8 protein-coding genes are annotated in these 11,451 nt (G+C 66.0%); 7 read left to right on the top strand and 1 reads right to left on the bottom strand.

Features of this window, described 5'->3' with window-relative positions:
* The 6 genes from VEG08_10625 to kdpA (VEG08_10600) form a co-directional block, all read left to right on the top strand.
* Positions 1-767, top strand: a 767-nt coding sequence (locus tag VEG08_10625) for an outer membrane beta-barrel protein (GenBank protein HXZ28440.1), incomplete at its 5' end; no start/stop codon positions are given.
* Positions 768-889: 122 nt separating this feature from the next.
* Positions 890-979: a K(+)-transporting ATPase subunit F gene (kdpF, locus tag VEG08_10620; GenBank protein HXZ28439.1), complete on the top strand. Its 90-nt coding sequence runs from the start codon at positions 890-892 to the stop codon at positions 977-979.
* A 2-nt stretch (positions 980-981) separates the two neighbouring features.
* Complete coding sequence (kdpA, locus tag VEG08_10615; GenBank protein ID HXZ28438.1) at positions 982-2,763, top strand: potassium-transporting ATPase subunit KdpA; 1,782 nt, start codon at positions 982-984, stop codon at positions 2,761-2,763.
* A gap of 8 nt (positions 2,764-2,771) precedes the next feature.
* A complete protein-coding gene (gene kdpB, locus VEG08_10610) occupies positions 2,772-4,811 on the top strand; it encodes a potassium-transporting ATPase subunit KdpB (GenBank protein ID HXZ28437.1) in 2,040 nt (679 codons plus the stop codon).
* Positions 4,812-4,821: 10 nt separating this feature from the next.
* Complete coding sequence (gene kdpC, locus VEG08_10605) at positions 4,822-5,415, top strand: potassium-transporting ATPase subunit KdpC (GenBank protein HXZ28436.1); 594 nt, start codon at positions 4,822-4,824, stop codon at positions 5,413-5,415.
* Between the two features lie 18 nt (positions 5,416-5,433).
* Positions 5,434-7,143 carry a potassium-transporting ATPase subunit KdpA gene (gene kdpA, locus VEG08_10600; protein HXZ28435.1) on the top strand — a complete coding sequence of 570 codons (1,710 nt, stop codon included), beginning with the start codon at positions 5,434-5,436 and terminating at the stop codon, positions 7,141-7,143.
* 37 nt (positions 7,144-7,180) lie between these two features.
* On the opposite strand, the gene VEG08_10595 is transcribed toward kdpA (VEG08_10600), so the two are convergent.
* Positions 7,181-9,826 carry a glucosidase gene (locus VEG08_10595; protein HXZ28434.1) on the bottom strand — a complete coding sequence of 882 codons (2,646 nt, stop codon included), beginning with the start codon at positions 9,824-9,826 and terminating at the stop codon, positions 7,181-7,183.
* 175 nt (positions 9,827-10,001) lie between these two features.
* Between VEG08_10595 and VEG08_10590 the strand changes: the two genes are divergently transcribed.
* On the top strand, positions 10,002-11,451 hold a 1,450-nt coding region (locus VEG08_10590; GenBank protein ID HXZ28433.1), incomplete at its 3' end, for a transketolase.

The raw sequence follows: 11,451 nt of genomic DNA, 5'->3' as shown, positions 1-11,451 counted from the left end.
TCAACGGCGTGCGGGTGCAGATCTATCCCACCGACAAACTGAAGATCGAGCCCTGGTTCACCAACGGCTGGCAGTCCTACGGCAAGTTCAACAAGCGCCCCGGCATCGGGATGCAGATCCTGTACCGTCCCACCAAGAACTGGTCGATCCTCGGTAACCAGTACATGCTGGGTCGGGACGCGCTGGGCGTGACTGGACGCACCCGCTTCCACACCGACGACAGCATCCAGTACAAGTACTACGAGAATCCCGGCGCTTCCTGGATCAGCAAGGCGGCGGCCTCGCTGACGATCGACCTGGGCTGCGAGAGCGGCGGTGGAGTCGCCTGCTTCGGCCACAAGCCGGGGATCCCGCGGCAGACCTTCATGGGCTTCATGTTCTATAACCGGCTGTGGCTGCACCGGGATCTGTTCGGCTTGACCATCGGAGGCGGCGCCATCGACAATCCGGGAAGGTACCTGGTGCTGCTGCCGCCCATCAACGGAGCGACCGCGGCTTCGGGCACGCCCTACTTCACCGAGAATCCCGGCGACTCGTACCGTGCCTGGGATGTGTCGACCACCTTCGACTACATGCCCAGCCAGTACATCACCTTCCGCTGGGAGTACAACCACCGGGCGACCAATGTCCCCTACTGGTCGGGCGGAGGCGGCATCACGCCGCCGGGTGGCAACACCGGCGCTCCGGGATCGGTGGTGCCCGGGTTCACGCCCGACCTGCGCAAGCGCGAGAACCGGCTGAACATGTCCATCCTGGTCATGTTCTGAGCCTGGTAGGAGATTAGGAGGATTGCCATGTTCGATCTGATCTTTGTCGCCGTGACGCTGGCTTTCTTCGCGGCCGCCATCGGTTACGTCCGCTTCTGTGACAAGGTGCGCTGAGGTGAGCCATGCACACTGAAACCCTGCTGATCCTCGCGGTCTGCGTGCTGCTGATGGTCTATCTCGGCTACGCGCTGCTGCGCCCGGAGAAATTCTAGCCATGACCGCCAACGGATGGTTCCAGATCGCGCTCTTCTTCGTGGTGATCCTGGTGGTGACCAAGCCCCTGGGCATCTTCATGGCGCGCGTCTTTGAGCGTCAGCGCACCTTCCTGGATCCCGTGCTGCGGCCGCTGGAGCGCTTGCTCTACCGCCTGACCGGCGTGGACGAATACCACGAGATGCGCTGGACGGAGTACGCGGCTTCCATGCTGCTGTTCAGCCTGGTCTCCATGCTGCTGCTCTACCTGCTGGAGCGGATGCAGGGAGTGCTGCCGGCAGTGCTCTTCAACCCCCAGCATATGGGCGCAGTGGACCCGGCCCTGGCCTTCAACACCGCGGCTTCGTTCACCACCAACACCAACTGGCAGAACTACTCAGGCGAGTCCACCATGAGCTACCTGACGCAGATGGCGGGACTGGCCTACCACAACTTCATGTCGGCGGCGGTGGGCATCGCGCTGGCCATCGCCTTCATCCGCGGCATCGCCCGCCGCCAGCGCTCCACGCTCGGCAACTTCTGGGTGGACCTGACCCGCGCCACGCTCTGGGTGCTGCTCCCGATCTGCCTGGTGGGAGCGCTGCTGCTGGTCTCGCAGGGGGTGGTGCAGAACCTGCGCCCCTACGACACGGCGAAGATCGTCGAGCCGCAGCGAGTCCAGACCACCGGCCCTGACGGCAAGCCGACGACGACCACCGTGAGCGAGCAGGCGATCGCGCAGGGCCCCGTGGCCTCGCAGGAGATCATCAAGGAGCTGGGCACCAACGGCGGAGGCTTTTTCAACGCCAACAGCGCCCATCCCTTCGAGAATCCCACTCCCTTCTCCAACTTCCTGGAGATGGTGGCCATCTTCGCCATCTCCTCCGGCCTGACCTACACCCTGGGCAGGATGACGGGCTCGCCGCGCCACGGCTGGGCGGTGTGGTCGGCAATGGCGGTCCTCTTCCTGGCCGGGGTGCTGACCGCCTACTGGGCCGAGGCCCAGGGCAACCCGCTGCTCAAGGGCGTGGACCAGCGCGTAAGCGCGGCCCAGCCCGGCGGCAACATGGAGGGCAAGGAGGTCCGCTTCGGCGTCGCCAACACCGCGCTGTGGGCCACCATCACCACCGACGCCAGTTGTGGCGCCATCAATGGCTGGCACGATTCTTTCACTCCCCTGGGTGGCATGGTACCGCTGATCAACATGATGCTCAGCGAGGTGGTCTTCGGCGGTGTAGGCGCCGGAATGTACGGCATCCTCATCTACATCGTGCTGGCAGTCTTCATCGCCGGCCTCATGGTGGGCCGCACCCCCGAGTACCTGGGCAAGAAGATCGAGGCCTACGACGTCAAGATGGCCATGCTGGTGGTGCTGGTCTTCCCCCTGGTGATCCTGATCTTCGCGGCCATCTCTGCGGTCAGGCCCTTCGGCACCTCCAGCATCCTGAATCCCGGACCCCATGGGCTCACCGAGATCCTCTATTCCTTCACATCGCAGGCGGCCAACAACGGCTCCGCCTTCGCCGGCCTGGCCACCAATACGCTCTGGTACAACACCGCCGGCGGCGTGACCATGCTGGTGGGCCGCTTCCTGATGATCATCCCCATGCTGGCCATCGCCGGCAATCTGGCCAAGAAGAAGGCCGTGCCGCCCTCGCTGGGGACCTTCCCCGTGACCACGCCGTTGTTCGCCATGCTGCTGGTCTCGGTGATCCTGATCGTGGGCGCTCTGACCTTCTTTCCCGCGCTCAGCCTAGGACCCATCCTGGAGCACCTGTTGATGCGCGCAGGCCACACTTTCTGAGGCAAGCCATGGCTACGACACACAAATCGAAGAAGAAGGCGGTCTGGGAGTGGCACATCGTGCGCCGCGCCGTCTGGGATTCCTTTGTCAAACTCAACCCGCGCGGCATGATGCGCAACCCAGTGATGTTCGTGGTAGAGGTGGGCAGCGTGATCACCACGCTGCTGCTCTTCCGCGCGCCGCGCGAGGTGTTCGGCTTCAACCTGCAGATCACGCTGTGGCTGTGGTTCACGGTGCTGTTCGCCAATTTCGCCGAGGCCATGGCGGAGGGCCGGGGCAAAGCCCAGGCCGACGCCCTGCGCAAGACCCGCTCCGAGACCATGGCCAAGCGCCTGCTGCCCGACGGCTCGACCGAGAGCGTGCCCAGCCCCAAGCTGCGCGCCGGCGACTTGGTGGTAGTCGCGGCGAGCGAGCTGATCCCCGGGGACGGCGAGATCATCGAAGGCGTGGCCTCGGTGGACGAGTCGGCCATCACCGGCGAGTCCGCCCCCGTCATCCGCGAGGCCGGCGGCGACCGCTCGGCGGTGACCGGCGGCACCCGCGTGCTCTCCGACTGGATCAAGGTGCGCATCACCTCCAACCCGGGCGAGACCTTCCTCGACCGCATGATCGCGCTGGTGGAAGGGGCGCAGCGGCAGCGCACCCCCAACGAGATCGCACTCAACATCCTGCTGGCGGGCCTGACCATCATCTTCCTGCTGGCGGTGGTGACGCTGCAGCCCTTCGCCATCTACGCGGGTTCGCCGCAGACCGTCTTCGTGCTGGTGTCGTTGCTGGTGTGTCTGATCCCGACCACCATCGGCGGGCTGCTCTCCGCCATCGGCATCGCCGGCATGGACCGGCTCATCCAGCACAACGTGCTGGCCATGTCGGGGCGCGCGGTGGAGGCCGCGGGCGACGTCAACACCCTGCTGCTCGACAAGACCGGCACCATCACCCTGGGTAACCGCCAGGCGGCGGAGTTCCTCCCCGCACCCGGCGTGAGCGAGGCCGAACTCGCCGACGCGGCCCAACTTGCCTCTCTGGCTGACGAAACACCGGAGGGCCGCTCCATCGTCGTGCTCGCGAAAGAGAAGTACGGCCTGCGCGGGCGCGAGCTGGCCTCGCACGAAGCCAGCTTCGTGCCCTTCAGCGCACAGACCCGCATGTCGGGAGTGAACCTGAACGGGCGCGAGATCCGCAAGGGCGCTGCCGATGCTATCGCCGCCTACCTGGCGCAGGAGAATGCAGTCGTTCCCAAGGAGCTGGAGCAGCGCATCGAAGAGATCGCGCGCTCCGGCGGCACGCCCCTGGTGGTGGCGGAGAAGCGTCGCGCCCTGGGCGTCATCCACCTGAAAGATATCGTGAAGGGCGGCATGCGCGACCGCTTCCGGCAACTGCGCGCCATGGGCATCCGCACCGTGATGATCACCGGCGACAACCCGCTGACCGCCGCCGCAATCGCGCGCGAGGCCGGCGTGGACGACTTCCTCGCCCAGGCCACTCCCAAGGACAAGATGGACCTGATCAAGCGCGAGCAGGGCGACGGCAAGCTGGTGGCCATGACCGGCGACGGCACCAACGACGCTCCCGCCCTGGCCCAGGCCGACGTGGGCGTGGCCATGAACACCGGCACCCAGGCCGCCAAGGAGGCCGGCAACATGGTGGACCTGGACTCCAATCCCACCAAGCTCATCGAGGTGGTGGAGATCGGCAAGCAGTTGCTGATGACCCGGGGCGCGCTCACCACCTTCTCCATCGCCAACGACGTGGCCAAGTACTTCGCCATCATCCCGGCCATGTTCGCCGGCACCTTCCCGGTGCTGCAGGAGCTCAACATCATGCGCCTGAAGACGCCGGGGTCGGCCATCCTTTCGGCGGTGATCTTCAATGCGCTCATCATCATCGCACTCATCCCGCTGGCGCTGCGCGGGGTGAAGTACACGCCCAAGAGTGCCGCGGCCCTGCTGCGCAATAACCTGCTGCTCTACGGCTTGGGTGGCGTGGTCGCGCCGTTCATCGGCATCAAGCTCATCGACATGCTCATCACGCGCGTGGGCCTGGCCTAGGAGGCTCAGCATGAAGAAGAATCTCATCACCTCGGTGCTCATGACGCTGGTCACCACGGTCCTGCTGGGGCTGATCTATCCCCTGGTGGTGACGGGGCTGGCGCAACTGTTCTTCCACGACAAAGCCAACGGCGAATTGCTCCGCCGAAGCGGCGTGGTGGTGGGCTCGCGCCTGATCGCGCAGGCCTTCTCCCAGCCCGGCTACTTCCATCCCCGGCCCTCGGCCGCGGGAGCGAATGGCTACGACGCCACCGCCTCCTCGGGCACCAACTTGGGCCCGACCAATCAGAAGCTCATCGACCGGGTCAACGGCGACGTGGCCGCGCTGCAGGCGGAGAACCCGGGCAAGCCGGTCCCCGTCGATCTCGTCACGACCTCCGGTTCCGGACTGGATCCGGACATCACTCCGGCGGGGGCCGAGTTCCAGGTGCCGCGTGTGGCCAAGGCCCGGGGCATCACGGAGGACGAATTGCGAAGGCTGGTGGCGGAGCACACCGCAGGCCGGCAGTTCGGGCTCTTTGGCGAGGCTCGCGTCAACGTCCTGGAACTTAACCTCGCGCTGGACGAGAAGTATCCGCTGAAGAAGGCTCCGGAACAAAAATAACGCAGCTGGACGTCGAGCATGGACTTCCATAGCGCGCTGCAATACGCCGCGTTCGTCGTCGTGGCTACGGCCTTGGTCAAGCCGCTGGGAGGATACCTGGCGCGCGTCTTCTCCCGGCAGCCGAGCTGGCTGGACCGAATATGTAGCCCCATCGAGCGGCTGATCTACCGCCTAGCCAGGGTGGATCCGGACCGCGAGATGGGCTTCAGGGAATACGCCGGCTGCTTCGTCCTCTTCGGCCTGTCTGGGACCCTCGTGCTGTACGCGACCCTCCGGCTGCAACATTTCCTCCCGTTCTTCTTCCCGCAGTATCAGACCACGCCCCTGACGCCGGACCTCGCCATGAACACGGCGATCAGTTTTTCGACCACCACCACCTGGCAAGCCTATGCCGGCGAGAGCACGATGAGCTACTTCAGTCAGATCGTCGGCCTGGGCGTGCAGAACTTCCTGGCCGGGGCCTCCGGTCTCGCGGCGGGAATCGCCTTCATCCGCGGCTGCGCCCGCCAGCGCTGCGAGTCCCTGGGGAACTTCTGGGTCGACCTCACGCGCTCGCTCTTATGGGTGCTGCTGCCGGGGGCGCTGTTGGGCGCCGTACTGCTGGTCGGGCAGGGCGTCCCGATGAACTTCCACCCCTACACGGAAGCGACCACTCTCGAGGGCGCCAAGCAGGTGATCCCGCAGGGTCCGGTGGCGGCCCAGCAGATCACCGAGACCCTGGGCACGAACGGAGGAGGGTTCTTCAACGTCAACGCCGCGCACCCCTACGAGAACCCCACTCCCCTGGCCAATCTTCTGCTGATGCTCTCCATCGTGCTGGTGCCGGCGGCCCTGACCAACACCTTCGGCCGAATGGTCCGCCAGCCGCGGCAAGGCTGGATGCTGTACGCCGTCATGCTCGTCCTGTTTGCTGCCGGCCTGGTGGTCACGCACCTCGCCGAGTACAGGGGGAACCCGGCCTTTCGCAACGTGGACCAGGCTTACAGCCGCCGCCAGGCCGGCGGGAACATGGAGGGCAAGGAGACCCGCTTCGGCGTCGCCGGGTCGGTGCTCACCGTGACCGTGACGTCGAACACCTCGACGGGGTCCACCAACGCCCAGGACGACAGCTACCGGCCCATAGGAGGCATGGCGCCTCTGACCAACATGCTGCTGGGCGAGGTGGTCTTCGGAGGGCTGGGCGGCGGCCTCTACGGCATAGTCCTGATCGCGGTGGTGACGGTGTTTCTGACCGGTTTGATGGTCGGCCGGACGCCGGAGTACCTGGGCAAGCGCATCGGCCCGCCGGAGAACAAGATGATCATGCTCTACACGCTGGCGGCTCCGGTGACGATCCTGACCTTGACTGCGATCGCCGTGGGCACCAAGTGGGGCCTCGCAGGCCTGACCATCAACGGCGGCCCGCACGGCTTCACCGCGATGCTGCTTGCTTACGCGTCCAGCTTCACCAACAATGGCCAGACCTTCGCCAGCCTGAGCGCCAACACGGTCTTCTACAACGTCACCACCGCGATCGCCATGATGGTGGGGCGGTTCGCCCTGGCCATTCCTGCCCTGGCGCTCGCCAGCCTGTTTGCGAGGCAGCCGAACACGCCGCCCACGGCAGGAACCCTGAAAACGGACTCCATTTCCTTCGGGCTGACGCTGACCGCCACCATCCTGATCGTGGGCGGGCTGAGTTACTTCCCCGCGCTCACCCTCGGCCCCATCCTGGAGCATCTGCGCTGATTTCCGACAGATGACTGCGGGAGCGCGGCGGCGGCCCCTACTGGCCGCTCTGCTGCAGCAGCTTGGCGACCAGCCCCGTCCAGCCGGTCTGATGGCTGGCGCCCAACCCGCTGCCGTCGTCGCCGTGGAAGTACTCGTAGAAGAGGATGAGGTCGCGCCAGTGCGGGTCGTCCTGGAACTTGGCGGAGCGGCCGTACACCGGGCGGCGCCCCTCCGGGTCGCGCAGGAACAGCCGGGTGAGGCGGCGCGAAAGTTCCGCCGCCACCTCCCACAGGTCCATCACTTTGCCCGAGCCGGTGGGGAATTCCACTTTGAACTCCGGCCCCAGCACGTGGTGGAACTTCTGCAGCGATTCCACGATGAGATAGTTCACCGGGAACCAGACCGGGCCGCGCCAGTTGGAGTTGCCGCCGAAGAGCCCGGTGGGAGACTCCGCCGGCGCGTAGGCCACCGCGCTCTCGCTGCCGTCCAGACGCAGCGAGTAGGGATGCTCGCGGTGGAAGCGGGAGAGCGAGCGGATGCCGTAAGGGGAGAGGAACTCGTTCTCGTCCAGCATGACCTTCAGCACCTGGCGCAGGCGCTCGGGGTTGACGATGGCCATCATGCGCCGTCCGGTGGCGCCCGGCTCCATGCAGGCGCAGCCCTTGACCAGGTGCGGCCGGTGCTGCATGAACCACTGCAGGCGGGTGCGAAAGCCGCGCAGGCGTTGCAGCAGCTCGTCTTCGAACGATTCCACCGCGAACAGCGGGATCAGCCCCACCATGGAGCGCACCTTGAGCGGGAAGTGGGTGCCGTCGGGGAAGCGCAGCACGTCGTAGTAGAAGCCGTCCTCGGGATCGAACAGCTCGATGCCCTGCCGCCCGATATTGTTCATGGCGTCGGCGATGTAAACGAAGTGCTCGCCGAACTTGGTAGCCACGTCTTCGTAGGTGGGATCGTGGCGCGCCAGCTCCAGGGCGATGCCCAGCATGTTCAGGGTGTACATGGCCATCCAACTGGTGCCGTCGGACTGGTCCAGGCGGCCGCCGTTGGGCAGCGGCTGGCTGCGGTCGAAGACGCCGATGTTGTCCAGCCCCAGGAAGCCGCCTTCGAAGATGTTGGTGCCTTCCACGTCCTTGCGGTTCACCCACCAGGTGAAGTTGAGCAGCAGCTTGTGGAAGACGCGCTCCAGGAACTCGAAGTCGGCGCGGCCGCGGCGCTTCTGCTCGATCTTGTAGACGCGCAGCGCCGCCCAGGCGTGCACCGGCGGGTTGACATCGTCGAACGCCCACTCGTACGCCGGCAATTGCCCGCTGGGATGCATGTACCACTCGCGCAGCAGCAGCACCAGTTGCTCCTTGGCGAAGTCGGGATCGATGACCGCCAGCGCGATGCAGTGGAAGGCCAGGTCCCAGGCGGCGTACCAGGGGTACTCCCACTTGTCGGGCATCGAGATGACGTCGGAGTTGTAGAGCTGGATCCACTTGTGGTTGCGCCCCTGCTGGCGCTCGGGAGGCGGCGGCGGATACGTCGGATCGCCCTCCAGCCAGCGCTCGATCACGTAGTGATAGTACTGTTTCGACCAGAGCATGCCGGCGAAGCTCTGGCGCATGACCGCGCGCGCGTCGGCGGAGAGGTGCTGCGGGATGATGGTGGTATAGAACTCGTCGGCCTCGCGCACGCGCTCCGCAAAGACCTGGTCGAAGCCGGGCCCGAAAGGAGCTTCCCCGGCGGCGGCCAGATCACGGTTGCTGAAGCGCAGGCGCACGGTGGCGCTCTGGCCCGGGCCCAGGCGCAGCGAGTAGTGGGCGGCGGCCTTCGTGCCGGTCTGGGCCGGGTTCACGCACTCGCGCCGCCCCTTCACGACGCAGTCGTGGAAGCCGTCCTTGACGAACGGGGAGGGATTCTCGCCGCCGTACACGCGCTGGAAGTTGGTCTCGTTCTCCGTGAACAGGAGGTCGGGCGCGTCCTCGCAATACAGCCAGCGCCGCCCGTAGTACTGTTGCTCCAACTCGAGCGCTGTGCCCTGCGCTGCCGCAGCCCGCTTCACCACCGGGCGTGTCGCGTCGTAGCCCCACGACCAGCGGTTGCGGAACCACAGTGTGGGCAGCAGGTGCAGGGGCGCGGCTTCGGGGCCGCGGTTCACCGCCGTGATGCGCACCAGTATCTCTTCCGCCGAAGCCTTGGCGTACTCCGCGAAGACGTCGAAGTAGCGGTCCTGGTCGAAGACGCCGCTGTCGAGCAATTCGAATTCGGGGTCGTCGCGGGTGCGCCGCTGGTTCTCCTCCAGCAGCCGGGCATAGGGGAACTCCGCCTGCGGGTACTTGTAGAGCATCTTCATGAAGGAGTGCGTGGGCGTGTTGTCCAGATAGAAGTAGCATTCCTTGACGTCTTCGCCGTGGTTGCCCTGCTGGGCGCTCAGTCCAAACAGGCGCTCTTTGAGGATGGGGTCGCGCTCGTTCCACAGGGCTAGGGCCAGGCAGATGTGCTGGTGGCGATCGCAGATGCCGGCCAGCCCATCCTCGTTCCAGCGATAGACGCGGGAGCGGGCGTGCTCATGGGGGAAATATTCCCAGGCGTCGCCGTCGCGGCTGTAATCTTCGCGCACGGTACCCCAGGCGCGCTCGGCGAGATACGGCCCCCAGCGCTTCCAGTGGACCTTGCGCTCGCGCGATTCCTGCAGCCGGATCTCTTCCGCGGTCATGGCCTCAGGCGCTGCAGTGTACCCCATCGGCATTGGATTTCGAGAAGCCTCCGCGGTGTAACAAACCTCTAACCTAAGAGGGGTCCTCCCGGCGCCGGGCCGGCGGGAGGGTGTAAACTGTTTCCCCTTTTTCCCGGCTGGGCGCATTCGGAGCCTTCCTGGTGGGAGGTGGGCAGTGCAGGTGGCGGGCGAGCGGGAGCTAAGCCTCGACGAACTCAGCGTCAACACCATCCGCACCCTTTCCATGGATGCGGTGCAGCAGGCCAACTCCGGCCACCCCGGCACTCCCATGGCCATGGCCCCGGTGGTCTATTGCCTGTGGCAGCGCCTGCTGCGCTTCGACCCGGAAGATCCCATCTGGCCCAACCGCGACCGCTTCGTGCTCTCCATCGGCCACGCGTCCATGCTGCTGTACTCGGTGCTGCATCTGGCCGCGGTGAAGGCGGTAGACCCTGACTACGAGGTCCTGGGCCGGCCGGCGGTCACGCTCGACGACATCCGCCACTTCCGCCAGCTCGACAGCAAGTGTCCCGGACACCCCGAGTACCGCTGGACCTCGGGTGTGGAAACCACCACCGGCCCGCTGGGACAGGGGGTGGCCACCAGCGTAGGGATGGCCATCGCCGAGCGCTGGCTGGAACGCCGCTTCAACCGTCCCGACTTCCGCCTCTTCGATTACCGGGTATACGCGCTCTGCGGCGACGGCGACATGATGGAGGGCGTCTCGGGCGAGGCCGCCTCGCTGGCCGGCCACCTCAAGCTCTCCAACCTGTGCTGGATCTACGACAACAACCACATCACCATCGAGGGCAACACCGCGCTGGCCACCAGCGACGACGTGGCCACGCGCTTCCTGGGCTACGGCTGGAACGTCACCCGGGTGGGTGACGCCAACGACCTGGAGATGCTCGAGCGCGCCTTCCACATCTTCCACGAGACCGGCGACCGGCCCACGCTCATCATCGTGGACAGCCATATCGCCTATGGCGCGCCCAACAAGCAGGACACCAGCGCCGCTCACGGCGAGCCCCTGGGCGAAGAGGAGATCCGGCTGGCCAAGCGCAACTACGGCTGGCCCGAGGACGCTAAATTCCTGGTGCCACCGGAGGTGCCGGAGAACTTCCGCCGGGGGATCGGGAAGCGGGGCGCTGAACTTAACCAGGCCTGGAAGGAGCAGTTCGCGAAATACCAAAGGGTGTTTCCCCAGGAGGCCGACCATCTGCTGCGCATGCAGCGCCGCGACCTGCCCGAGGGCTGGGACCGCAATCTGCCCACATTCCCCGCCGACGCCAAGGGTCTGGCCGGACGCGACGCCAGCGGCAAGGTGCTCAACATCCTGGCCCAGAACGTCCCCTGGCTCTTGGGGGGAGCGGCCGATCTGGCGCCCTCCACCAAGACCCGGCTGACTTTTGAGGGCGCCGGCGACTTCGAGGCCGGCCAGTACGGGGGCCGCAACTTCCACTTTGGCATCCGCGAGCACGCCATGGGGGCCGTGCTGAACGGCATGTCGCTCTCCAAGCTCCGCCCCTTCGGCTCCGGCTTCCTCATCTTCAGCGATTACATGCGCGCCGCCATCCGCCTCTCGGCGCTGATGGAGATTCCCGTCATCTACGTTTTCACCCACG

This window comes from Terriglobales bacterium, from assembly GCA_035624475.1.
GTDB lineage: Bacteria > Acidobacteriota > Terriglobia > Terriglobales > Acidobacteriaceae > DASPRL01.
Note: the sequence above shows the minus strand (reverse complement) of the source record. Positions and strands in the feature narration are given on the sequence as shown.

Coding starts and splice junctions, on each gene's coding strand:
- kdpF (HXZ28439.1), top strand. CDS start 890: ATGCACACTGAAACCCTGCTGATCCTCGCGGTCTGCGTGCTGCTGATG.
- kdpA (HXZ28438.1), top strand. CDS start 982: ATGACCGCCAACGGATGGTTCCAGATCGCGCTCTTCTTCGTGGTGATC.
- kdpB (HXZ28437.1), top strand. CDS start 2,772: ATGGCTACGACACACAAATCGAAGAAGAAGGCGGTCTGGGAGTGGCAC.
- kdpC (HXZ28436.1), top strand. CDS start 4,822: ATGAAGAAGAATCTCATCACCTCGGTGCTCATGACGCTGGTCACCACG.
- kdpA (HXZ28435.1), top strand. CDS start 5,434: ATGGACTTCCATAGCGCGCTGCAATACGCCGCGTTCGTCGTCGTGGCT.
- VEG08_10595 (HXZ28434.1), bottom strand. CDS start 9,826: ATGACCGCGGAAGAGATCCGGCTGCAGGAATCGCGCGAGCGCAAGGTC.